The organism is Paenibacillus yonginensis (genome assembly GCF_001685395.1).
GTDB lineage: Bacteria > Bacillota > Bacilli > Paenibacillales > Paenibacillaceae > Fontibacillus > Fontibacillus yonginensis.
In genome coordinates this window covers 772130-796472 of sequence record NZ_CP014167.1, presented here as the reverse complement: position 1 = coordinate 796472, position 24343 = coordinate 772130, and the positions used below count along the sequence as shown (strand labels likewise).

General features: G+C 46.8%; 25 protein-coding genes and 3 tRNA genes. 5 read left to right on the top strand and 23 right to left on the bottom strand.

The window, feature by feature from the left end:
* Positions 1 to 73: 73 nt before the first annotated feature.
* The gene (locus tag AWM70_RS03655) at positions 74 to 337 is read right to left on the bottom strand and encodes a helix-turn-helix domain-containing protein (protein ID WP_068694391.1); all 264 of its coding nucleotides are present in this window, start codon (positions 335 to 337) and stop codon (positions 74 to 76) included.
* Between the two features lie 34 nt (positions 338 to 371).
* Positions 372 to 1358, bottom strand: coding sequence for a hypothetical protein (locus AWM70_RS03650; RefSeq protein WP_068694390.1), 987 nt, complete (start codon positions 1356 to 1358; stop codon positions 372 to 374).
* A 381-nt stretch (positions 1359 to 1739) separates the two neighbouring features.
* Here AWM70_RS03650 and abc-f point away from each other — a divergent pair, with 381 nt between their 5' ends.
* Entirely contained in the window at positions 1740 to 3224 is a 1485-nt protein-coding gene (abc-f, locus tag AWM70_RS03645; RefSeq protein ID WP_068694389.1) for a ribosomal protection-like ABC-F family protein, read from the top strand.
* 119 nt (positions 3225 to 3343) lie between these two features.
* Here the strand turns inward: abc-f and AWM70_RS03640 are convergent, their stop codons facing one another.
* From AWM70_RS03640 to AWM70_RS23215, 7 genes are all read right to left on the bottom strand, one after another.
* On the bottom strand, positions 3344 to 5023 hold the full coding sequence (locus AWM70_RS03640; protein WP_068694388.1) for an ABC-2 family transporter permease: 1680 nt from the start codon (positions 5021 to 5023) through the stop codon (positions 3344 to 3346).
* Entirely contained in the window at positions 5020 to 5820 is an 801-nt protein-coding gene (locus AWM70_RS03635; RefSeq protein WP_083180114.1) for an ABC transporter ATP-binding protein, read from the bottom strand. Before AWM70_RS03635 ends, AWM70_RS03640 begins: the two co-directional genes overlap by 4 nt.
* 141 nt (positions 5821 to 5961) lie before the next feature.
* Positions 5962 to 6774: a hypothetical protein gene (locus AWM70_RS03630; RefSeq protein WP_237167821.1), complete on the bottom strand. Its 813-nt coding sequence runs from the start codon at positions 6772 to 6774 to the stop codon at positions 5962 to 5964.
* A gap of 217 nt (positions 6775 to 6991) precedes the next feature.
* A complete protein-coding gene (locus tag AWM70_RS03625; protein ID WP_068694387.1) occupies positions 6992 to 7444 on the bottom strand; it encodes a DoxX family protein in 453 nt (150 codons plus the stop codon).
* A 57-nt stretch (positions 7445 to 7501) separates the two neighbouring features.
* The gene (locus tag AWM70_RS03620) at positions 7502 to 8107 is read right to left on the bottom strand and encodes a TetR/AcrR family transcriptional regulator (protein ID WP_068694386.1); all 606 of its coding nucleotides are present in this window, start codon (positions 8105 to 8107) and stop codon (positions 7502 to 7504) included.
* 468 nt (positions 8108 to 8575) lie between these two features.
* Positions 8576 to 9223, bottom strand: a complete 648-nt coding sequence (locus tag AWM70_RS03615; RefSeq protein WP_068694385.1) for a FusB/FusC family EF-G-binding protein — start codon at positions 9221 to 9223, stop codon at positions 8576 to 8578.
* Between the two features lie 327 nt (positions 9224 to 9550).
* Positions 9551 to 9615: transfer RNA gene (locus AWM70_RS23215), tRNA-Ala, on the bottom strand.
* A 77-nt stretch (positions 9616 to 9692) separates the two neighbouring features.
* Here AWM70_RS23215 and AWM70_RS22545 point away from each other — a divergent pair.
* The 3 genes from AWM70_RS22545 to AWM70_RS03605 all read left to right on the top strand — a co-directional run bounded on the left by AWM70_RS22545 (position 9693) and on the right by AWM70_RS03605 (position 12499).
* The gene (locus AWM70_RS22545) at positions 9693 to 10220 is read left to right on the top strand and encodes a hypothetical protein (protein ID WP_083180113.1); all 528 of its coding nucleotides are present in this window, start codon (positions 9693 to 9695) and stop codon (positions 10218 to 10220) included.
* A gap of 127 nt (positions 10221 to 10347) precedes the next feature.
* Positions 10348 to 10740 (top strand): hypothetical protein, encoded by a 393-nt coding sequence (locus tag AWM70_RS22540; RefSeq protein WP_083180112.1) that lies wholly within the window; start codon positions 10348 to 10350, stop codon positions 10738 to 10740.
* A 13-nt stretch (positions 10741 to 10753) separates the two neighbouring features.
* Positions 10754 to 12499 (top strand): ATP-binding protein, encoded by a 1746-nt coding sequence (locus AWM70_RS03605; RefSeq protein WP_068694384.1) that lies wholly within the window; start codon positions 10754 to 10756, stop codon positions 12497 to 12499.
* A 311-nt stretch (positions 12500 to 12810) separates the two neighbouring features.
* Here AWM70_RS03605 and AWM70_RS03600 read toward each other — a convergent pair.
* The 10 genes from AWM70_RS03600 to nrdR form a co-directional block, all read right to left on the bottom strand.
* Positions 12811 to 12885: transfer RNA gene (locus AWM70_RS03600), tRNA-Ala, on the bottom strand.
* Between the two features lie 259 nt (positions 12886 to 13144).
* Positions 13145 to 14194, bottom strand: coding sequence for a sensor histidine kinase (locus AWM70_RS03595; RefSeq protein WP_068694383.1), 1050 nt, complete (start codon positions 14192 to 14194; stop codon positions 13145 to 13147).
* Between the two features lies 1 nt (position 14195).
* Positions 14196 to 14936, bottom strand: a complete 741-nt coding sequence (locus AWM70_RS03590) for a response regulator transcription factor (protein WP_335582142.1) — start codon at positions 14934 to 14936, stop codon at positions 14196 to 14198.
* Positions 14903 to 15361 (bottom strand): DoxX family membrane protein, encoded by a 459-nt coding sequence (locus tag AWM70_RS03585; RefSeq protein WP_068694381.1) that lies wholly within the window; start codon positions 15359 to 15361, stop codon positions 14903 to 14905. Before AWM70_RS03585 ends, AWM70_RS03590 begins: the two co-directional genes overlap by 34 nt.
* A gap of 144 nt (positions 15362 to 15505) precedes the next feature.
* Entirely contained in the window at positions 15506 to 15949 is a 444-nt protein-coding gene (locus tag AWM70_RS03580) for a DM13 domain-containing protein (RefSeq protein WP_068694380.1), read from the bottom strand.
* A gap of 409 nt (positions 15950 to 16358) precedes the next feature.
* Positions 16359 to 16443, bottom strand: a tRNA-Leu gene (locus AWM70_RS03575).
* 176 nt (positions 16444 to 16619) lie between these two features.
* Positions 16620 to 16733: a sporulation protein YjcZ gene (locus AWM70_RS22535; protein ID WP_083180111.1), complete on the bottom strand. Its 114-nt coding sequence runs from the start codon at positions 16731 to 16733 to the stop codon at positions 16620 to 16622.
* 369 nt (positions 16734 to 17102) lie between these two features.
* The gene (locus AWM70_RS03570) at positions 17103 to 18014 is read right to left on the bottom strand and encodes a DMT family transporter (RefSeq protein WP_068694379.1); all 912 of its coding nucleotides are present in this window, start codon (positions 18012 to 18014) and stop codon (positions 17103 to 17105) included.
* A 42-nt stretch (positions 18015 to 18056) separates the two neighbouring features.
* Entirely contained in the window at positions 18057 to 18377 is a 321-nt protein-coding gene (locus tag AWM70_RS03565; protein ID WP_068694378.1) for a YnfA family protein, read from the bottom strand.
* A 133-nt stretch (positions 18378 to 18510) separates the two neighbouring features.
* Entirely contained in the window at positions 18511 to 18981 is a 471-nt protein-coding gene (nrdR, locus tag AWM70_RS03560) for a transcriptional regulator NrdR (RefSeq protein WP_068694377.1), read from the bottom strand.
* Between the two features lie 138 nt (positions 18982 to 19119).
* Between nrdR and AWM70_RS03555 the strand changes: the two genes are divergently transcribed.
* On the top strand, positions 19120 to 19344 hold the full coding sequence (locus AWM70_RS03555; RefSeq protein WP_068694376.1) for an alpha/beta-type small acid-soluble spore protein: 225 nt from the start codon (positions 19120 to 19122) through the stop codon (positions 19342 to 19344).
* Between the two features lie 63 nt (positions 19345 to 19407).
* Here AWM70_RS03555 and AWM70_RS03550 read toward each other — a convergent pair whose 3' ends face one another.
* From AWM70_RS03550 to polA, 4 genes are read right to left on the bottom strand one after another with little or no spacing between them, the layout of a single operon-like run.
* Complete coding sequence (locus AWM70_RS03550; RefSeq protein ID WP_068694375.1) at positions 19408 to 19971, bottom strand: lytic transglycosylase domain-containing protein; 564 nt, start codon at positions 19969 to 19971, stop codon at positions 19408 to 19410.
* On the bottom strand, positions 19968 to 20564 hold the full coding sequence (gene coaE / locus AWM70_RS03545) for a dephospho-CoA kinase (protein ID WP_068694374.1): 597 nt from the start codon (positions 20562 to 20564) through the stop codon (positions 19968 to 19970). Before coaE ends, AWM70_RS03550 begins: the two co-directional genes overlap by 4 nt.
* A gap of 28 nt (positions 20565 to 20592) precedes the next feature.
* Entirely contained in the window at positions 20593 to 21420 is an 828-nt protein-coding gene (gene mutM, locus AWM70_RS03540; protein ID WP_068694373.1) for a DNA-formamidopyrimidine glycosylase, read from the bottom strand.
* Positions 21421 to 21472: 52 nt separating this feature from the next.
* Positions 21473 to 24082, bottom strand: a complete 2610-nt coding sequence (gene polA, locus AWM70_RS03535) for a DNA polymerase I (protein ID WP_418303197.1) — start codon at positions 24080 to 24082, stop codon at positions 21473 to 21475.
* Between the last annotated feature and the right edge of the window lie 261 nt (positions 24083 to 24343).

Genomic DNA, 24343 nt, shown 5'->3' with positions numbered 1-24343 from the left:
CATGACTACTTAACGTTAAACTATGTAAAAAAACTAGAGAGGTTTATTGGCCCGCCGGGAATTATTGGTCTTTTTACCTCTCTTTGGCCAGCAGCTCTTTCATTTGCGGGATCGACAAACCCTCGGCTTTCATTTGTTTGATCCTTTGAATCCGCTTAACCGTAGCCTCTCTATGAAATCTGCGCGTCAAATTTTCCTCCGCCTGTTCAAAAGGCAGCATGCCTTCTTCTGTGTAAAATTTCAATGTGCTGTAACGGGTCCCCGTAATCCGCACCAATTCCCCAATGGATACGTATTCGGAGGCCAATATCACTTCGATGGACCGTTGTCTGGACATTATGCCGCCACCTTCGCCATGTTAGCCGCCTGCCTTAGAATGGACGTCTCGGAAGCAGCCGCACCCCATGAATCGGAACCCTTCCATAAATGGCATGCGGAATCGCTTCATAGACTACATTATCAATTTTAATCAGCGGTATCTGGCCTTCCCGGAGGACGGTAAATTCATGGCCCTGGGATTCCAGCCGGTTCTTGATATCTTTCAACCGCCGCTCCGGATTGGAGAACCAGGCTTCCATCTCAATAAAAACCGACTGCGACCGCTCCAATGCCGGGAACAGGAAGTTGATTCCGCTGCCCGTTACCGTCTGCACAGCTCTGCGTTTGAATTTCAGGAACTGTTTATAAGCCAGTTCGAATCCCCGTCGGATCTGGAGCCTATAAAGCTGTCTGGCCAGCGGATGGCTGCGGTACAGGTTCCCCATCTTCTCCGCTATGGTTTGCATTTCATTCTGCGAGAACAAATCATGCATGCAGCCGCTTTCTCTAAGCAGCCAAAGCATACAGATCGTTTCATCAGTGATGCTGCCCTCCTCCAGCACTTCGGCACGGACGGATTCCGTAATTCTCGTAAAGGTCTGGTTATCGGTACGGTATTCCTTGATCTCTACTCCCGAGGAATGCAGATACAGGTCACAGCCCAGGAGGCCGGGAATATCCTCGATCAGCCACTGCTTTCTTAAAGGTGCCGTTATCGCATGCTCCAGTCGGGTTAACTTTCGCTTCGACAATCCGGAGGCTTTCCTGATCCACCAGCTTAGCTCGGCTTTCTTCCCTTTAGGCAGCAGCGTCTTCATCACCAATTGTCTATAGGGCTCTTCACAAAATGCCTCAGTCTTACTCAGGTCAAGGACAAACCGTTCCCCCTCTTGGACAAAAATCCCCTCCAGCCACGCTTCCAGAACCACCGCTGCTGCTACGCAGCGCAGGGCGGCTTTCTTTACTACAGTCCCGTGAAGGCTGTCCTGTCCATTTAAGCCGACTAATGAAAATTGCTGGGCCAATGTCAAATCGTTCATGGCAAATCTCTCCTTGTTTAGAGGATTAGCAGGCTACTTATTACTTACTACTTACGATTTATAATTTATTTATATGCCAGCTTACTAATTCTGTCAATGGTTTGAAACCCTTATTTTGTTATGTTATGATGACTACAAACTTAACGAAGGGAGTGTCGGAATAATGTAAGATTTCTTGCCTGGTTTTAAAGAATAGAACAGTTTTTTGTTGTGTTCTTTAGACCGTCTGTGCAAGAAGGTTACTTATTCCTTTCACTCTGAATATATGCCCGATCCAGCCCCTGCGCAGGGCTGGACTGGTCTGTTCTATTCGAATGAGCTGCAGGAAAAGTACCTTTTCTTGCAGCTCATTTATTTTTACAGAACCAGGAGGGATCATCCATGTCATTAATCAGCGTATCCGAGCTCACCTTTGCTTATGAAGGCAGCTATGACAACATTTTCGAGCGGGTCAGCTTTCAGCTCGATACCAACTGGAAATTGGGGTTCACGGGCAGAAACGGACGCGGCAAAACGACGTTCCTGAATCTGCTTCTAGGTAAACTGGAGTACAACGGGACGATTACATCGCCCGTGAGCTTTGATTATTTCCCATTTGCGGTGGAACACCCCGAATACTTGACCTACGAGGTAGTCAACGAGATTTACCCGGATTATGAGCATTGGCGGCTGCAGAGGGAGCTGTCCCTGCTTCAACTATCGGAAGATGTGTTATACCGCCCCTATGAGACCTTATCGAACGGAGAGCAGACCAAGATACAGCTTGCGACCTTGTTTCTGAAGGAAAATCATTTTCTGCTGATTGACGAACCGACCAACCACCTGGATCTCCACGCCAGACAGCTGGTCAGCGAATATTTGAGCCGGAAGAGCGGCTTTATTCTGGTCTCCCATGACCGGGCGTTTCTGGATCACTGCGTAGACCATATTTTGTCCATCAACAAAACGAATATCGAGATTCAGAAAGGCAACTTCTCCGACTGGTGGCTGAACAAACAGCGCCAGGATCAATATGAGCTGAATGAGAACGAGAAGCTGCACAAAGACATTAAACGGCTGACCGAAGCTTCCCGGAGAACCGGGCAGTGGTCCCATGAGGTGGAGAAAACAAAAAATGGAACACGAAACTCGGGTTCCAAGGTGGATAAAGGTTATGTTGGGCATAAAGCAGCCAAAATGATGAAACGCTCCAAAGCGATTGAGCAGCGGCAGCAAGCAGCTGCCGAAGAGAAATCCAAGCTGCTGCAAAACATCGAAACCTCGGAAAGCTTGAAGCTGTCGCAGCTTGTTTATCCCAAATCACGATTAGCTGAGTTGGATCATGTATCCATCAACTATGGAGATCAGACCGTTTGCCAAAATATCAGCTTCCTGATCGAACAAGGCGACCGGATCGCGATTACCGGACCCAACGGCTCAGGCAAATCAAGTCTGCTCAAGCTGATTCTAGGCGAAGCCATTCCTTTCTCCGGAACCTTTCGCAAGGGCAGCGGACTAAAAATCTCCTATGTTTCGCAGGACACCTCAAATTTAAGAGGCAGCTTGTCCGACTATGCCCGCGAGCAGGATATTGACGAATGTCTGTTTAAAGCTATTTTGAGAAAGCTGGACTTCTCCCGCCTGCAGTTCGAGAAGGATATGGCCTGGTTCAGCGGCGGACAGAAAAAGAAAGTGCTGATCGCTAGAAGCCTCTGCGAACAGACTCATCTGCACATCTGGGATGAACCGCTCAACTTTATTGATGTCATCTCCCGCATGCAGATCGAAGAGGTGCTGCTCGAATACAGACCGACCATGGTTTTTGTAGAGCATGACCGTGAATTCACCCGAAAGATCGCAACCCAGACGGTGGAGTTAAGGGGCTGATGATAATCCGGCGCGGTCCAGGCTTCATTCACAGCTAGAAAGGAGATGAAGACCATGTGGGATGAGATTGTGGATGATTGGGCGAACCGCTTGATCGGAAATAAGGGGTTCGCCGATGATCAGTCTTCAAACCCCTTTCTCCAAGCCCTTAAATTCACGGCAAACAAGATCAGCAGATAGCCATAAATACCATAATTCAGCTTCAAGGACAAATAATGAAGCAGGGCGAACCCGCCCAAAATAAGCAACAGCCCCAGGGTTTTGAACCCCGCTCCCTCCTCCGGAACCGTTTCAAACTCACGGGAGAACGGCAGTTCTCCTCCGATTCTCTTAAACGATATATAAGTAAACAGGAAAAGAACAAGCAGCACCACCAGCAAATCCGGCAGAATGCGCACCCCGAATATTGCCGTAAAAATGATCGCCTCCACCAGAAATAAGGGCAGGAGCAGCCGCACCAAAAAAGCCTTTAACGTCCCTTTAAAAATGTCCTTGGTTTGTCCGAGCGGCACTGTTTTATAAATCCAGGCCCCTTTATAATTTCCCGAGTATTTCAGCGTCATAACTACCGTCGGCACCATAATGGTGCATAAATAGATAAACAGGTAGCTCTGCCCGGACGAAATTTCGGCCCAGCTGGAGCCCGTTCTAAAGTTCGTAATCAGAAAAATAAACGGGAATACAATAGACAAGCCAAGGGATGGATAAACCTTTAATTTGAAATCCCGTTCCCGTCCCAGCATGATCGAAGCAAAGTCGAAGAACACCGCCTCCTGCTTAGTACGGCAAACCCATGAACCTATCCGTCTATAGAAACGGGAGGTTTTTCGCCGCCCTCCCTCTCCCTGCTCGGACAACTTCTGAAGATGCTGTTCAAAGCGGGGCATCAGCAGGGTATACACAGCCAAAGACAGAATGGGCACCAGCAGCGCGAGCAGAGCGAAAGAAAGATAAATCTCTGCATGTTTTCCGTTAAACAGCACTTCAAAAGCGCCGGCAAACCAGACGGGAGGCAGGAAATACTGCCAAATTTTCGGCTCGAAATGAACCGCCAATCCCGACGACAGATTAAATAAACGAAACACAAGCTGGTAGCCCACCGTCAAGACGATGGTCAGACCGATCTGCACATAATTAATGATGTCCTTAAGAACCTCTCCGTTAAAGAAACGCAGGACCAGGAAATACAGCAGAGCTGTCAAGGCAACAATGAAGAAATCCATAAGGATGATTTCGGCCAAATAAAGCAGCAAAAATCCGATTCCATGTTTAAAAACAGCCGCAAGCAGCGAAGGAACCGTTACAGCCGCCGTAATATAAAACAAATAAATCAGGATATGGATCATTTTAGCCAGATTGATGGTCTTTGCGTTAACCGGCTTGGATACCAAAATCGTTTTATCCCGGATATCCAGCAGCACTGAAGAGAAATCGGAAATCAGCGAGCTGGTAACCATAAAAAAAAGAATCGAAAAGATCACACTCATCTGAAACAAATAATTGTCGCCCATTAGAATAAATGGCAGAAGCACAAGTCCAATTAACGCGTAAAGCCACAGGGAGCGGATAAACCGGTTGCCGGAACCAGCCTCCTCTGCCGAGCCGTTGCCGGATAAACGACGATCCAGGTCGCGCTCTCTGCCTCGAGAGAACATGTTGGCTCCAACCGTTGGAACCCTCCGGCCGTCCATCGTCAGCTTAACCTGTAAAATAAGCCTTAATTCCGGGTATTGGACACCCGTTTTCTCAAGCGGGACCCGTATTTTATCCAGCAGCTTCAAAATTCGAAATTCCTTCATGACCTCACCTCGTTCACGGCTGCAACAAAACGTTCCGCCAAACTGCGGTGTTCATCAAATCCGGTAAGCTGTGTAAAAATATCCTCCAGGCTGCTCTCCAGATTCTGCTCCTTCAGCTCTTCAAAGCTGCCATCGGCCGCAATCCGCCCGTCATTTAACAAAATAATGCGGCTGCTGACCTTTTCCACAACATCCATAATATGAGAAGAATAAAAAATGGATTTGCCCTGCCGGGCCAGCAGCTCCAGAATCTCCTTGATCACCATCACGCTGTTGGCGTCAAGACCACTCAGCGGCTCATCCAGAAATAGAATATCCGGATTATGCAGCAGGCTTGAGATCAGCATCACTTTCTGTTTCATTCCTTTGGAGTAAGAAGAGATTCGGCTGTCAAAAGCATTTCTCAGTCCTAAAATATCCGCCATCTGCAGCCCCTTGAATTCAGCCTCCTGCGCCTCCAGCCCGTAAAGCCTGCCTATAAACGTCAGATATTCACGTGCCGTAAGCGTATCGTAAAGGTCAGCCACCTCGGGCACATAACCTATCCTGCTTTTGTAATCCGGCCCAGCCTTGGCAATATCCTGCCCAAAAATACGCACCTCGCCAGTATAGCCCTGCACAAGGCCGAGCATGATTTTTACAGTTGTGCTTTTGCCCGCTCCATTGGGTCCTATGTAACCGATAATCTGGCCTGCATGCACCGTAAGGTCAATGCCATTCAGCACAAATCTTGCTCCGTATCTCATTCTGAGATCTTTGATCTCGATGACCGGTACGGAATCTATCATCGTTCCCATCTTTTATAGTCGCCCCTCTTCCGTTTTCCTAAATTATCCCATAATAAAATTAGAATTACAGGATAAATTCGTAGGGGAGAAATGAACCCGCCAATACAGGACAGATCCTTTGGTTTGGCGGGTGAGGAGTTGCATCCGATATTAAGGTTTGGGTTCAGGGGAACTCCCGTACAGCTTGTCGAGCAAGAATGTAAATCCATACATACTCCAAATTGAAATGGATGAAGCGATCCACATCCAGCTCTCTTTATAGAGAATCAAATTATAGCGGGCTGCCAGCCAATGTCCAAAATAAAGAATAGCCAGCAGCAGCAGCTTCCATCCCCAGCGAATGCTTGAAAAATAGAGGAACATAACGAATACGCTCAGCAGCAGCATATAGACAGCTGATAAAACAACTAAGCTGTGCTCTTTATCAGGCAATACATGCTCGCTCAAGAGCCGAATGCCGGTTAATCTCAACACCCAGACAATCAGATGCTCATGCAGCGTAATTAAACCTAGGAAAATAAACAAGTACCGAACCCATCGCTTCAAATAATTCCTGCCAGCAGCATAAGTATGTTTGGCTAACCAGAACAGCAGAAGAAGGCTCACCATAGTCATCCAGGTACGATACCAGTGCTGACGGTAAATCCCCAACGCTTTAAAACCTTCTTCAATGCCGCTGTACGCCGCAATAAAGATCAGCTTCCACACCCCATTCAGATCAAAAACCGCCAGCAGTAGGGCCGTGGCCGAAACCGAGAACTGGGAAAACAAATTCCCGGCAATATTATCGTCTGCAGGAGAGTCGGGGAAGATTTTCGGATAATAGTCATATGCCTTTAAATAGGATAAAACAAACATTTCAAAACAGAACGTCATCCCGCTGATGGTTAAATATACTGCTGCTGTGCGCTTTCGGTCATCGGCTTTCCGGAAAATCAAGACCAATTCCAGAATCGTTGTCATTCCGAGTAAAACAAACCAAATTGTATTTTCCCAAAACATGGCATTCACCGCTTAAATTCCTTTCACGCTCACAACTAACAACAGGATATCCTTATATTGGAAAAATATTCAATTAAATTCGATTTACTAGGGCTCCCGGCTCAGCATCGCTCCCATTACTGCCAAGCGGCAAAGGGGCGAAAGCCAAATTGACTCAGACGGCGAGTACCCGATCGTCCTAACCAAACATGGGCGACGCCAAGAGAACCGATCCGATGAAGACCAGTTGAAGCGGCAGCCGGATCATCAGCTTTGGCACAGGTTTGCCGCCCATCGTCAAGTTTTCTCTAGCTGCGTATACATTGGCAGGGAACATAGCGATCAGCAGCAGTGTCAAACCGATCGAAGCGGCAAGAGCAATAGCCGGCACCGGCAATGAAATTCCAATCGCTCCCGCGATTTCCAGCAGCCCAGTGAAGGTCACGATCCCTTCTTTATTAGGAAATTTAGGCGGGACCATACGAATCAGATCCTTCCTTCTTTTTCCCCAGTGGGCTGAAGCCGCGAGCAGCAGCATAATGGTTACGGCTCCTGCAAGCGAAAAGTGCCAATTGTCAAAGTAGCTCCACCCCAGCAGACCGATCACCCGGAACACCAAAAAAGAAAAAACAAACGCAATAAATGGCGCCATAAACCTCTCTCCTAACGTTTAGTAGTCTCTGCAAACCGGCAGACTAGTTTTTTAAGGTTAGTTCTTTAAAGATTCGTTTTTTAACATCTTGGCCATAAAAGATGACAGCTCCCCGGAACCAAAGGAGGCAGGAGCCGAGCAGATGGTAGAACCGACACGCAGGCCAAACGATAACAGGACAAATAACTCTGAAGTTTGATCCGCGTCAATTGACGGGCGAATCACTCCATGCTGCTGCCCCGTCATGATCCATTGTTTGGCTAGCTGCACGGATCTGTCCTTAAAGCCCCGAAGAGCTTCAGCGATGAGCGGGTCCTCTTCTTTTCCCAGCAAATACATAAGAATTTTGTTTGTTACTTCTTGGGGATCCTCCAAAGTCCTCAGACTGTTTGAGATGGCCTGCATCGGCTCGTCGAATCGGCTGCCGCTTTGTTCCACCTCCTTCATAAACCGTTGATTGATTTCCTCAAGCCGTTCCTGCAGAATCCAGGTGAAAATCTCGTCTTTGCTCTTCACATAATGGAAAATAGCGCCCTTGGATAATTCCGTTTTATCCATGATGTCCTTAAGGGTAACGACATGGCAGCTTTTGTCCTGCAGCAATTCTTTGGTTGCATCAAGCAGTTTGCGAATCGTTTGTTGTCTTCGCTCTTCGTTTTTCATGTCAGCCTCCAAACTTTCTATGTCTTCTGTGAGAAAAATCCCGATCGTTAATTCCATTATACAAACCGACCATCGGTTTGTAAATTGCGAATATTGAAAGCCTTATACTCATCGCATGCCTCCCCTGATCTGGGCCAATCTAAAACTATTCGTGCGCTGATTAAGGCACTGCCTAGTCAATAGATACGGATGGACCGGGAGAAGCTGCTGTTGCTTTTGTACGGCTGGATCGTTCTCCAGTCCTCAGTTCCTTTAGGATACAGTTTATGGCCCTTGGGGCGACACAACCTGTTCATGAGCAGCGATATCCAGGCGCCCCCTCTTGTGCTGCTGATCCACTAAACCTATTTCCCGATCCCGATCCGATAGCTCAAAGGAAAATAACACGGGCAGGCCGGTCGGCCTGCCCGTGTACATTCTCCGGGATTCCCCCCGAAAGCTTCTCTATTTCTCTCAAAACTAGCTTGGTTAGTTTAAAACATCCTTCATAAACCGTTCCAGTTGAGACACATCGGTAATATTCTGGTTGCACTTGGCGCTGTCGATGCACATATAATTTCCGACCCGCCCAAAATGATCCAATGCCGGTCCCTTGGCTTTCGTCTGCGCGGTCACGAAGGCCACCTCTTCATGCTTGTTGCAGAGGCAGCAGACCCCCTTCTTGTTCGTCGGGGTGAACCGGCCCTCAATGCCCGTCATTTTCCCGTCCAGATTGTAGACGATGAATAGTTTATTCGTTGAAATGTCGGCCCAGCCGATATAGGTCAGGAAGCGGAAATCGAGCTCGGACAGCGGCGGAAGCTTCAGCTTTTTAATTTTGGGATAAAGCTTCTTCAGCTGCTGTTCCGTTACCTGCGGAAAGGCTGTCACGCATGACTCCAGCTCGCTCAAATAAGCATGGAACTCCTCGGCACGGTTTAGCGTCGGAATCCGGTCGAAAAACCGCTTCTGTTCCTCCGTCATAGCAGGGAACATCTCCATGACCCGGGTCCAAGTCGTGTGCCGGATGGCCGATATAACTTTCTGGTCGGCTGTGGTTTTGATGTTATATTCGAGGCGCCCCAACAGGCGCTTGATCAAATTAAATTCGTGGTTTTCCATAAATGGCGTTAGCATGTGTTTTCCTCCTCAGTTCACCCAAAAAAACGGAGTACCTCAAATAAGGCACTCCGTCGGTATCCAAAAAATACGATGCGAGAAGTTCCTTGTATTAGGTCAAAAGGGCATACGTATTCCGTGAACGAACTCACGAAATTTTGCACTTTTGCCGCCTACAAGCAAACAACTGCCACTTATGGATTCCCCTTTCGAACTTCTACACATACAGTTAACATTATAGAATCTCATTTCAGGCTTGTAAAGATGAGAAACAATCACTGTCCAAGCATAGAAAAAAGCCTACAAACACTCGGAATTCCTTGTGCTTAAAGGCTTTTTTCATTATGGAGCCTAGGGGGATCGAACCCCTGACCTCATCGCTGCCAGCGATGCGCTCTCCCACGTTATCCTTGGTTACTACCATGAAAGAAAATTAATACAGAATTTTCTGTTTATTTTATAACATAAAAAGGAAAAAAGAGGGATTGTGTCGAAATACTTACTTGTTGGGGATTTTTTTGGGGGGATTATCCTGAGGCATAATATTTCAGAGAGTAGCTTAAAGTTGATTCAACGCTGTATATCTTTAGTCCCGGTAACTGTATTGGGTAGTGGAGCATCAGCCGCATATGGTTATGCAGGAATGCCGCAATTGGCCAAGTATTTAATCGACATTATAAGGCCTGAACCAAAGGATGAAGCTAGATGGTCAGATTTTATTACAGCAATTCAATCAGGGAAGGATCTTGAAAGTGCACTTCACGAGGTATCACTATCTAGAGAACTTGAAAGAGAAATAGTAAAAAAGACAAGGGACTTAATATTGGCACATGATATAACGGTTTTTCAAAAAGTTATTAGAAACGAAATAACATTACCTCTTGGAAGACTCTTACAACATCTTGGAAGGACTGCTAATCAAAAAATAAAGGTGGTTACAACAAATTATGACCGTTTAGCTGAATACGCTATTGATCAAGCATTTCTTAGCATGAATAACGGTTTTTTTTGGTGAATATCAGAAAACATTTAGAGGGCTACCTAGTGCAACTTATGAAAAAGTTGAACTTTTAAAGGTTCATGGTTCCCTTGACTGGTTTTTAACAGATGATTCTGGAGTAATTTGTGTACCAGATAACATAATGGATTCTATTGAAATGGTCCCATTAATGGTTACACCGGGCATTAGAAAATATGAGCATACACATAATGAACCGTTTAGGAGCATTATAGCAAGGGCTGATTCTGCATTTGAAAATGCAAATTCAATATTGTGTGTAGGTTATGGATTTAATGATAACCATATTCAACCTAAATTAATAGACAAGATGAGACAAGGCAAGACGCCTATTCTAATTGCTACAAAGAAACTGTCCGACAGTGGGATGAGATTTATTAAGAGTGCAACATCCTCAACTGTTTTTGGTATTGAAGAATTTAAGAGCGGTACAAGAATTGTTTTTTCAGATAAAGAAGAAATAATCGAAGAACTATCGTTTTGGTCTCTTGAGGAATTAATTAAGCTAGTGATATAGAGGAGGATTAAATTTGACAATATTTGAATACTCCGAGGATGAAGTTTTAGGTAGGGTAGTAGCAGTAGACACTGCAAGTGTTACATTAATAGTAAATAATGTTGATGTTCTTAGGAAAATGCAGGTAAACCGATTGGTGTGTCTTAGAAGTAGTAGAGCTGGACAACACTTAATTGGAATCATACATAAAATTATTAGAAAGCTTGATGGAACATTGGAAAATAACGAAGAGAACGATAGCGATATATTTTATGAGAATAATTCGGTTAGAATTACACTAATTGGAACCCTTTTTGATAAACTCTTAGATAAACCAAATGTTTTTAGGCGAACTCTTGAGACCGTTCCTGAAATCGATGCTGATTGTTATCCAATTGAAGGGGAGAAGTTATCCTTATTTATGCAAGCTATTTCTTTTCAATCAGCGGATCAAGAAGATTCTCTTAGTCTCGGCAATTATACACTAGATGAAGAAGCTGTTGCTTATTTAGATGCAAACAAATTTTTTCAACGACATGCAGTTATTGTCGGAAGTACCGGATCAGGTAAATCATGGACTACTGCAAGATTAGTTGAACAAATAGCAGATTTGCCTAATTCAAATGCAATATTATTTGACCTTCATGGCGAGTACAGTGATTTAAAGAGCGAGGGCATCAAGCATTTTAAAGTTGCTGGGCCAAAGGAAATTACCAATGGTGGAGACAGTATTAGAAATGGAATTTTATACTTTCCTTACTGGTTATTAGGGTACGAAGATATGACAAGTATGCTAGTGGATAGAAGTGACCAAAATGCACCAAATCAATCGATGATTTTATCTCGGACTGTGATTTCTGCAAAAATGAAATTTCTTAAGGAAAACGATGGATCTGAGATGATTGATAATTTTACTGTAGATAGTCCGATTCCATATGATTTAGATTATGTATTAGAGGAATTAAATAGATTAAATACTGAAATGGTTGCTGGAACAAGGGGGGAGAAACAAGGAGAATTCCACGGAAAATTGAGCAGATTTATTGCAAGATTGGAAAACAAAAAGTCCGATCGACGACTTGCATTTATGATGGATCCACCAAAAGAAGTTAACACATTGTCTTGGTTAAACGAGTTAGCACAGGCTTTATTATCCGGAAGAGATAACCAAAGTGATAAAAAAGGTGGAGTAAAAGTAATAAATTTTTCTGAGGTACCTTCCGATATCCTTTCAATGGTGGTAGGACGTGTAGCTAGTTTGGTTTTCTCGATTCAACAATGGACAGATAAATCACAAAGACATCCTATAGCATTGTTATGTGACGAAGCTCATTTATACATTCCTAGTAATGCTAGCGGTACCGGATCTTATGATACGTCCCAAAGGTATTTTGAGAGAATAGCAAAAGAAGGCAGAAAATATGGGGTAGGCCTTGTAGTAATTAGTCAAAGGCCTTCTGAGTTGAATAAAACAATACTTAGTCAATGTAATAATTTTGTAGCTCTAAGATTGTCAAATGTTGAGGATCAAAATGTAATAAAAAGATTATTACCAGATAGTCTAGGAGGATTTTCTGAATTATTGCCAGTGTTAGATACCGGGGAAGCTCTAGTTGTTGGTGACTCATGTTTGTTACCAAGTAGGATAAGAATCGCGGAACCAAACAATAAGCCTAATAGTAGTACTATTGACTTTTGGGATGAATGGAAACAATGTGGCAAGGATAATACGATATTAAGTGCAGTGAAGTCCTGGAGAATGCAGAGTATGCAAAAATAGCAAATGAAACACCGTAAAAAAGATGATTTCAATTATACGGAAATCATCTTTTTACGTACTGATCTTTTTATTTCGCAGCAATCGAAGCGTTCTTACACTAATGAATGCTTCATAACAAGCTTGATGAAGCTACTTGTCGTAGTTTTAGTATACACGAAAAGTCCATAATAATTACTAAGACTAAGTATGAAACCATGTGTATTACCACTATGAATATTGGTTATTTTCAGCGAGGTCAATTAGAGGGGAAGATAAAAATAAATACTTAAACTCAAAAGACCTGCCAATGGCAGGTCTTGTTTTTTTTATTATGGTGGAGCGTAGGGGGGTCGAACCCCTGACCTCTTCGCTGCCAGCGAAGCGTTCTCCCACTGAACTAACGCCCCTAAACTAGATGATGATACTTTGCTTTAATTATTTTTATTAACTATTTTACTGGTTATCGTAGTGTACAATGGCGCTCTCCCAGCTGAGCTAAGGCCCCTCATTTCGTATATCGTCGTCTTTTCAGAGGCGACTTCTAAATATTACAGAAAATACTGGGACATGTCAATACTATTTTATTATAAATTTTCTCAGGCGCAAATGAGAGAGAAAGTGCTTGCGCCAACTGTGAAATTTGAATACATGGGATTGCTTTACTCTCTACTCTTTACCGAAATCGGGGTGGTTCGGAAGGCGGACCGTAAATGTGCTTCCGGCTCCATAAACAGAGGTTGCCGAAATTTGGCCCTGTAACAGTTCTGTCAGCTCTCTCGCGATGGCAAGGCCGATGCCGGCCCCTCCATACATTTGATTGCGCGATTCCTCTACCCGGTAAAACCGGTCAAAAATCCGGTTTAGCCTTTCGGAAGGAATTCCGGTTCCTTCATCCTTTACTTCAAAACAGGTAGAATCTCTGTCATTATATATATTTAGCCAAATGGTTGTCCCCGGTCTGGAGAATTTGATTGCGTTTCCGATCAGATTGTATAAGATCCGCTCCATGCAGGTTTTGTCCGTATAAACCGAAACGCACTCCTCGCTGATCTTGACTTCGATTGTTCGGTTCTCCTTCACGATTTGCGCCTCAAAGGTTTGCAGTGTGTTCACCAAAAGCTGATCAAGCCACAAAATTTCCATGCTGATTTCAATATTTTTCTGGTCAATGGCCGCGATGGAGAAGAGCTCATTGGCAAAGGATACGACCCGTTCGGTTTGCTCTCCGATACCAAGCAAATAGCTGCGGACGTCATCCGGCTTATGTACCATCCCGTCAAGCAGCGCTTCCGAATATGAACGAATGGAAGCTAACGGCGTTTTGATGTCATGCGACAGATTGGCAATCAATTCATTGCGCCTGCTTTCCTCTTGCTGAAGCGCAGTGATTTTTTCCTTGATTTCCTGGGCCATCATATGCAGCGACTTTCCCAATTCATGAAGCTCGAGGGTACGGCTTTCCGTAACGCTAATGTCATACTCTCCCTTGGCAATAGCCTGGCTTTGTTTATTCAGCCGGGCGATCGCTTTAGCCATCGGAAAAATAAAAAAGGAGTTGATCAACAAGGATAACACACTGGATGATATCGTAATGGCCATAGCCATTTTTAGCTTATTATAATCCAGAAACATTTGCTGGTAAGCGCCAAACAGCAGCAGCGTTACCACACATAAACTAGCCAAATAAGAAAGCAGCAGGACGGTTCGCAGCTTCATATTATTGCTCCCCCTCCTCTCCCTTGAATTGGTAACCAATGCCCCATACCGTCTTGATGGACAGCGTGTTTCCTTTATCCAAAGCAGCCAGTTTTTCGCGTAAATGATGAATATGAACATTAACCGTGGCGGCGTCCTCGTAATATTCGTAACCCCATACCTTTTTCAGCAGCTCGGATTTAGACAATACGCGATGCTTCTCTTCGACCAGGGTCCACAGCAAATCAAACTCTTTGTTCGTCAAATCAAGTATTTCTCCATATAGGCGGGCTTCGCGCTCATCCTTGTTCAAATAAAGTTCTTTCTCGCGCAAAAAACGAACCTCGGTCTGTTTAAATTTATTAACCCGCTTCAATATATTTTTAATACGGAAGGCCAGCTCCCTAGGGCTAAAGGGCTTGGTAATATAATCGTCTGCTCCCAGTGCAAGGCCGTACAACGTATCCTTCTCCTGATTCAGCGCCGTCAAATATAAAAAAGGGATATCCATCCCTTCATGATGAAGCATTTCAATAAACTCATAGCCATTTTTCTTTGGCATCATCACATCAATCACGATGAAATCAATCGGATGGTTCCGGACCATTTCCTCCGCTTCTTCGCCGTTGCTGGCGGTGTAAACCGTATATCCTTCATTTCGTAAATACAACTGGCAAATCTCTACAATTGGCCTTTCATCATCAACAATTAAAATAGAAGACAATACGGTCACATCCCCGTGTCCAGCCTGCGATTTTTCCATTTCGGGTAAAGCCAGCGCTCTATGCTTACAGCGGTGCTGAACTTATGGCCCACTAACAAAATGACCGCAAGCATGATTTCGGCTGGATAAGTAAAGATCATATCCGCCAGGATATAGTTTACATTAACGAACACTGACATGACAATTGCCGGCACTGCCAGCAGTCCGAGCACCAGACCTACTCCGATCAGCATCTCTCCAATAGGAATGACCAGATCAAACACATTCGCATACGGACCTACCACCTGGGCAAAAAAATGCTTATACCACACCGGTGAATCGGCATTAGCGGCAACAACCGGAACCAGACTTTCCACGCCAAACCCCCCGGAAATTTTGGCATAGCCGGACTTGAACCACATCAATCCAAACACTACCCGAAGCAGGCTAAACCCATATCCGGCCAGAAGATAAATGACTTTCACCGTAACACCGCCTTTCTGTTTCTAATGCCTTTCGAACGTACCTTCGTTATCTTTTCGGTATTTCCCCGGTGCTTTTCCCGGCATATTCCTGGATAATGATTCGAGGGCTTCTCCTTTATCGTCCAGAAGAGGCCCCCGGAAACGTTATTTCAGGTCGGCCGCGCCAAATGCCACATGCGCCTTGTTGCAGTAGATGACGACGGAATCGTATTCCTCCGGATCGGCGCCGGCCAGATCGAAGGTTTGCTCCGATTGCTTCAGGTCAATTTTACCGAGGCTTTTTCCTGTAGCTATGTCCTGCCCCTTGGCCAAATAGATGTGCAGATCCGGACCTTCCGAGGTTTTAAAGTTGGTGAGCATCAATTTTCCGTCTTTGATTTCTATGTTGCCTTGCGATACTTCCTTGCCGATTGGGCTCAACATCCCGGTTTTAGCGACTGCTGCCGCGGCTGAGGCTGCCGGCGTTGAAGCCTGCACCTCGGCTGAGGCTGCAGGTGACGTATTCGCCGCCTCCTTTCCCGAACCGCATCCGGCAAGCACTGCCGCCGTAACCATCATTGTTGCTCCTGCCATCCAAAGCTTTTTCATCTTAAAAACTCCCCATTTCCTATAATTTTGGTGTGTTATTTGCTGTAATTGAATTATAGATTTGGCCGCTGATAATTGAAATTAAGCCGTCATAAGGAATTTATTAAATTATTATTAAATCTTTTTCGCGTATTGATTTACATGCGGAGAACAAAGCAAAAGGTATTTGCATGCCGAAGTCGTTCATGTCCTTTAATGATCCGATCTGTGGACAGCCCTCAACAAATGGCCCGAAAAGACAGGGGGCAGTCCCACAGGTAGCGAATAGCTTTTCTTTATTTCAATTCTTTCCTTTGTACAAGTTGACGTTTGATTAAATCCGCAGTTCCAAGATCCGCCTCCCGGATTCAAAATTAAAAAAAGCCCGTGAGCTTCCATAAAGGAAACTCACGGGCTTTTCTTTAAAGGATGCGGTTGAGAGGACTCGAACCTCCACGGGGGGTTAGCCCACACGGACCTGAACCGTGCGCGTCTGCCAATTCCGCCACAACCGCATAATTATTGTTGCTGTTTGTTACTCAGTAACTTCAGCAGCGACAAGATAGATAATATCACGGGAGTCAAAAGCTTGTCAACTTTTTTTGTCATTTATTTCTTCCGCTAAAAACCCCCTCGCTGCTTCGGGCAGCAAGGGGGTAGAAGACACTTCTTCCTTAGTGCTCAGCCGATATTACAGCAGCCAAGCGCGGGAAATGATAACCAGCAAAATAAACAATACCAAAATTGCACCTGTTGAAGTAAATGCTCCGCCTACGCCGTAACCTGCTCCTGCTACTTCACCCATTTTAACGACCTCCTCTTGGTGGATTACTCTATACCATATGAAGCACCTCAAATTTTGCTGTAGGCTTAAGCCCGTGAGTGCGGATTTCCGCGTCTGCCCAAAGGCCAATCCTCATGGCCTAATAGCACAAAACAAAAGACCCTGCTTCCGCAAGGTCTTGCCCATCATGTTCATTATGTATCTTCTCTTGTATATCTTGTATATTTAAGGCACGCCCTATGTCCAAGGGAATTCTGCGCCGAGCTTGTATCCGGCTGATCAGAGATCGGCCGGCCCCACCCAGCCGATCTCCGTCAACCAATTTATCATTAAGAGGGTAATTTCAATATACACGTCCTAGATTAATGTAACCTTATAGAAAGCTGAAAATTACCTTAAACTTTTTTGGCCCCGCTTAATCATCATCTGTTTAAACCAGAAAAACAAACCAATTCCGGCCAAAGTCAATACGCCTCCCACGCCATGCAGAAGGGTGAGCTTCTCATTCAGCAAGAAAGCAGCCAGCAGGATCGCTACAGCCGGTTCCGCCACGATGACCATGGAAATGGTCGTTGCCCCGAGCGAGCCCAGCAGACGATTAAACAGCATTTGCCCAAAGATTGTAGGAACGATAGCCAGCAGCAGGAACAAAACCCATTCTTTGCTGTCGTAATCGAATAACACAACCCCCTTGGCCAAATTGTAGATCAGCATCACGATGCCGCCCACAGCAAACACGATATAGCTGTAAGCAATCGGCGGAATTCGGCGCACCAGGTTCTGCCCTGTCAGCATGTAAAGGGAAGAAGTGACGGCTCCAAGAAGTGAGAGCACATCACCATACATGGCCTCTGAGGACAGTCCCACATCGCCCCAAGCCGTTACTGCCGATCCAATTACCGCTACGCTTAAAGCGAGCACGCCTCCTCCGGTTGTCCGCTCCTTAAACATAAAGAAAGAACCCAGCATAATAAATACAGGCTGGAGCGACAACAGGATCATGGAGCTGGCAACGGACGTATGAGCAAGCGATTCCATCCAGAGCAGAAAATGCAGCCCAAGGAAAACACCCGCCAGCAGCAGAAGCAGCAGCTCCTTCCGGGATAGATCCTTAAATATGGCGCGCAAAGATAATTTGCGCAGCATCGGCGTAATTAATACCAGCGTAAAAAAAAGCCTGTACATGCCGAGTACAGAAGCCGGCGCGGTGGCCCATTTAATAAAAATGGAGGACAATCCGATCGAAATGACTCCAATGGTCAACAAGACCACATTTACATAAACTGATTTTGTTTCCTTCATGATTGTGAATTCCTTCTTCACTTCAAAATCCGGACCCTCTGCTCATTTGCGGGGCGCAAGCATCACGAGTGCCCCAATCAAACAAATGATCATCCCTGCCCAGTCATAAGCATCTGGATTTTTACGGTCCACCCACCATCCCCACAGGACGGACAATACGATAAAAATCCCTCCATAAGCCGCATAGACGCGGCCAAAGGACGAGAAAGACTGCAAGGTTGCGACTATCCCATAGGCAATGAGCAGCAACGCGCCAAACAGGCCGTACAGCGAGCTTTTTCCGTCGCGCAGCCAAAGCCAGATCAAATATCCGCCCCCGATTTCCGCCACCCCCGCAAGCACAAATAATATCGCAGCTTTCATAATAAAATGTCCTCCCTCTCCGGACTCCGGGACGCCCTCTCACATGGTACTTCATTACCGGATTGTTTGTACAGACAATTATTCCGGAACACCAAAAGAGCCCAGGAATCTCTCCAGGGCCCATCAAATTTTTTTATTCTCCGCTGCCCGTATCTTTAGACAGCAATCCCTTCAGCTCCCGCATAAACATATCGATATCCTTGAATTGGCGGTATACCGAGGCAAACCGGACGTAAGCCACTTCATCAACCGGATACAGATGCTCCATCACAAGCTCGCCGATTTCCATGCTTTCCACTTCAGCCACCGCTGTATTGCGCAGCGACGTTTCGACCTCAGAGACGATCGACTCCAGCTGCTCCACGGACACCGGGCGTTTCTCACAGGCGCGGATTAATCCGCGCAGCATCTTCTCCCGGCTGAATTCCTCGCGGCTGCCGCCCTTCTTGATTACGATTAACGGCGTTTCCTCCACCATCTCAAAAGTCGTAAATCGGCGGTTGCACTTCTCGCATTCCCGCCGTCTGCGAATGGAGCGGTTTTCATTCGCAGGCCGGGAATCCAGCACCTTAGTGCCATTATAATCGCAGTACGGACACTTCAAAATACCCTCTCCTTTCTTAGCAAATCAAGGTTTTCACCTATCTGGATAACAATTCCATCTGAAAATTTTAAACTTTGTGAGTAGATTCCGTAATACGGCACATAATACAGTTACCAACCCAAGGAGGTGAAAAAGACAATGGCAAACAACAACAGCGGTAACTCCAACAACCTGGTAGTTCGACAAGCTTCTGGCGCACTCGAGCAAATGAAATATGAAATTGCTCAAGAACTCGGCATTTCTTTTCCACAAGATGGATATGCAGGTAACTTGACTTCTTACGAAAACGGTTCTATCGGGGGTTACATTACTAAACGTCTTGTAACACTGGCAGAACAACAATTGGCTGGTCAATTCAAATAAGAACTGACAAGCAGCTAAGAAGCGCCGGGGAGAATTCTACATTCTCTCCGGCGTTTTTCTTGTTTAGAACTGCTTATAGATGCTGGTATACTGCTCATAATAATGAACAACCCGCTGCACATAATGCCTGGTTTCTCCTAGCGGGATGTTTTTGGTTGTTTCCACAGTGCCGTCCCATGTTCCGCTCTTCAACCAGTTCTTCACCCTCGTAGGACCCGCATTATAAGCTGCGATCACCGCAACCATATTCCCGTCAAACTGATCGGACAAGCTCTTTAAATACCAGGTTCCAATTTCAATGTTTGTCCCGGTTTCGTTATTGATCCTGTCCATGGATACGTTTGGCAGCTTGGCTTGCTCCAATACCCACTGCGCTGTATCCGGCATAATTTGCATCACGCCCAGCGCCCCTTTTCTGGACTGCCTGCTTGGTTTGTAATTGGTTTCAACCTTGATAATAGCAGCAACCATAAACGGATCAAGCTGGTTTTTCTCCGAGTGCTTGCGAATATCATCCTTATAATAAATCGGATAAAACAAAGTGAGCCACTGCGTATTCATAAAGATCAACACGATAAAACCCATGAACAATAGCAGCAGCACTCTTTTCTTACGGAGCCACTTCATGACAACCCACAGCTTTTCCAGAACGCTTCGACCTGGGCTTCAGTCTGTTCAAGTCCCTGGCTGTTATCAATCACGATATCGGCAATCGTCCTCTTCTGTTCAATGTCCATCTGGGCGGACAATCTGGCTTCAGCCTGGAGTGCATCAAGACCATCGCGTTCCATCAGGCGCATAAGCTGGATCTCCCGCGGCACATATACGACCATAATGGTTTCATAAAGCGAATCCAGACCGGATTCATAGAGCAGCGGAATGTCGGCTACTACCAGCTTGTCCGGATATTCGGCTTCATACGCCTCTATTCTTCGCTTCGTCTCCGCACGAATCGCGGGATGTGTGATCGCATTCAGAGCAAGACGTTCTTCCGGGCTCTCGAACACACGGGTCCCCAGCTTCTTCCGATCCAAGGTTCCGTCCGGCAGCAGGATGTCCTTTCCAAAACGCTGCACAACGGCCTCCAGCACCGGATGCCCGGGTTCCATGACCTCGCGGGCCAGAACATCGGCATCAATCAACAGCGCTCCCCGGCGGGTCAGCATGCGGGAAACCGTGCTTTTCCCCGTTGCTATTCCGCCTGTCAGCCCGATCTTCAATTGCACTCACCTCATTAAATCATACTAGCTAAAGCTGCTGGCAGCGCGGGCAATAATGGGTGCCGCGCCCGCCGACGACCGATTTCTCAATCACGCCGCCGCAGCGGCTGCAGCTCTCATTTTTCCGGCCATATATTTGCAGCTGCTGCTGAAACATCCCCATCTCCCCTTGTCCATTCACATAGGACTTGATGGATGAACCGCCGGCTTCAACAGCCTCGGTCAAGGTCGAAATAATGCTTTGATACAGGGCTGTCCACTCTTCATCCCTTAACGAATCCGCCGGGCGCTCCGGATGGATGCCGGCACGGAACAAAGCCTCATCCACATAGATATTGCCAAGCCCTACAATGTATTCCTGATTCAGCAGAGCCACCTTGATTTTTGTCTTCCGGCCGGCAAGCACCTTTCTTAAAGCTTCAAGTGTAAATCCCTCATCCAAAGGCTCAAGCCCAAGCTTCTGCAGCGGTTTGTTTCTAAATTCCTCTCCCGGCGCAAATAAATGCATCGTCCCGAATTGGCGGACATCACGGTAGCGAAGTTCAGTTCCATCCGTGAAGTGAAAAATCACATGGGTATGCTTCTCCACCGGCTCGTCACTGCGGTACAAACCATAGCGGCCTTCCATCCGCAAATGAGAGACCAACACCAGATTGTCCATTTCGATCCGCAGAAATTTGCCTCTTCGGCCAACACAGGTAATCACATGTCCTTCCAACTCCTGGCTGAACAGCTTCGTATCGTCAGGGCGCTGGATAATCCGCGCCAGATTTACGGTTACCTTCTTTATCTTCTTGCCTGTAATTAACTGGGTTAACGTTCGTCTTACGGTTTCAACTTCCGGCAATTCCGGCATTCTTTCTTCACCTCATGTCCCATTATACCGGAAAAAGCCCTGCCGTGCCCCTTTATTTGGCCTCGTACCAATTGTTCCCGCTGCTGACCTCCGCTTTCAGCGGCACGGACAGCTCAAGCGCCTTCTCCATGACTTCAGGCACCAGCCCGGTCATCAGCTCGAGCTCGTCCTCCGGAACCTCAAATACAAGTTCGTCATGCACCTGAAGCAGCATGCGGCTCTTCAGCTTCCGTTCGCTCAGCGCCTCCACCATCCGCACCATCGCCAGCTTGATGATGTCTGCCGCCGTTCCCTGAATCGGCGTATTCATGGCCGTTCTTTCCGCAAAGGAGCGAAGATTAAAGTTGCTTGCATTAATTTCCGGCAAATACCGCCGGCGTTCCAGCAGTGTGGTCACATAGCCGTCCCGTTTGGCTTCCTTGACGATCGAGTCCATATATCTGCGAACCCCCTGGAAGACGGCAAAATATTGCTCAATGAACTGCCCGGCTTCCTTCCTTGTTATGTTGAGGTTCTGGGACAGGCCATAGTCACTGATCCCGTATACGATCCCGAAATTGACCGCTTTGGCCGAGCGGCGCATATTCGAGTCAACCTGATCCTGCGGCACGCCAAACACATCGCTCGCCGTTTTGGTGTGAATATCCATCTCATCCAGGAAAGCTTCTTTCAGCCGCTCATCCCCTGAAATATGAGCCAACACCCGCAGCTCGATCTGAGAATAGTCGGCCGCCAGGATATGCCAGCCCGGCTCGGAAGGCACAAACACCTTGCGGATCTTGCGTCCTTCCTCCAGACGGATCGGAATGTTCTGCAGGTTCGGATATTGGCTGCTCAGCCGGCCTGTTGCCGTAATCGTCTGCCGGAAATACGTATGCACCTTGCCGGTCTCCGGACGAATTTCTTTCAGCAGACCTTCCACATAAGTGGACTGCAGTTTGGCCAGCTGACGGTAATCGAGAATAAATTGCACGATATCATGATAAGGGGCCAGCTTCTCCAGCACGTCCGCATCCGTCGAATAACCGGTTTTTGTTTTCTTGATGACGGGAAGCTGCATTTTGTCGAACAAAATTTCCCCGAGCTGCTTCGGTGAATTCAGATTAAATTCCGTTCCCGCAATATCATAAATTTGAGCGACCAGCTTGTTGATCTGTTCCTGGAACTCCGCTCCTAGCTGCTGCAGATCCTCGCGGTTAACCGCTACGCCCTGCTTCTCCATATCGGCCAAAATCCGCGACAAAGGCATCTCCAGATCGAAAAAGAGTTTGCTCATGCCGTTCTTCTCCAAATCCTCCTGCTGCAGAGGCACCAGCTTGGCGATCGCGGCGGCTTTCCGGGCCAGATGTTTGCCGAGAAGCTCCTCCTCCGGCACTTTGTATTTAGCCCCTTTGCCAAATACACCTTCATCCGAGGTTACCTGCGCCAGACCATATTTGTCCGCCAGTGCCGAGATGCTCTGATCTCCCCCTGTAGGATCAAGCAGATAAGCGGCGATACTGACGTCAAAGGCTGCCCCTGCAAACGGAATCCCGTGCCAGTGGAGCGCCAGATCGGCGCGATGCAGATCGTAGCCGTTTTTGGGGATGGTCTCGTCGGCGAGCCAGGCTTTAAGCGGCGTGGCAGCTGCCTTGCTCAATAGCTCGTAAGAAACGATATAGTGCCTCTCCGCAGCGGCAAAAGCAAGGCCAACAACTTCTGCCTGATGCGGATTATCTCCGTTAGTCTCAATATGTAGAGCCGTAACCTGAGGGAGAATTCCCAGCAATTCACCCAGATTGTCCTCTGTACAAACCTGGATCTCCAGCTCTTCTTCCGCTTTCCGGTCTGTCTGTCCGTCCGGCGCGGCTCCGCCTTCGGCAGCGAAAGACAAACGTTCCAGCAGCGATTTAAACTCAAGCTTGCGAAGCACAGGTGCTGCTTTGTCCTCTGAGAGGCCCGCAAACACCATATCCTCCCAGCTTCTGTCTACCGGCATCTCGCGGTGAATGGTCGCCAGCTGCTTGCTCATCCGGGCATCATCCGCATGATTGACCAGATTTTCTTTCATTTTGCCTTTCAGCTCGTCCGTTCGGGCCAGCACTTCCTCAACACTGCCGAACTGGTGCAGCAGCTTGAGCGCCGTTTTCTCGCCAATGCCGGGCACGCCTGGAATATTATCCGAGGTATCGCCCATAAGGCCTTTCAAGTCGGTAATCTGCTCGGGTTTGAGTCCGTAGCGTTCCTGGATTTCGGCAAAACCATACGACTCGACTTCCGTAACGCCTTTCCGGGTCAATGCGACCTGGACATGGTCGGATACGAGCTGCAGCATATCTTTATCACCGGTAACAACAAGCACCTGCTTGCCTTCCTCGTCCGCCCGTTTGCTCACAGCTCCGATAATATCATCCGCTTCAAAACCTTCCGATTCATAGCGGGCGATGCCAAAGCTGTCCAGCAGCTCCTTCAGCACCGGGAATTGCTCCGACAGCTCCGGCGGTGTTTTCTCCCGGCCGCCTTTATAATCCTTATAACCCTCATGCCGGAAAGTCTGCTTCCCGGCATCAAAAGCTACCAAAATGTGGCTTGGCTGCTGCTCCTGAATTAACCGAAGCAGCATATTCGTAAAGCCGTATACGGCATTGGTATGCTGACCAGCTGAATTGGTAAGCGGGGGCATGGCAAAAAAACGCCCTGTATATGATGCTGTTCCCGTCAATCAGGATCAATTTCTCCATTTCGTGCACCTCGTTCTTAGGTTTGGCTTCTTGTACTCTATGATAACACAGCACCCTACACCAGCAAAAACAAATCAGAACCACCCGTCCAACGGGTGGTTTGCACTAGGGGTATAACCCCTTGTTGCCAAACTGCGCCTAAAGACGCTAGCCTGACCACAAAGCGTTCAGGCTCAGTGTTATTTGTCTCTTTCACTTACCAG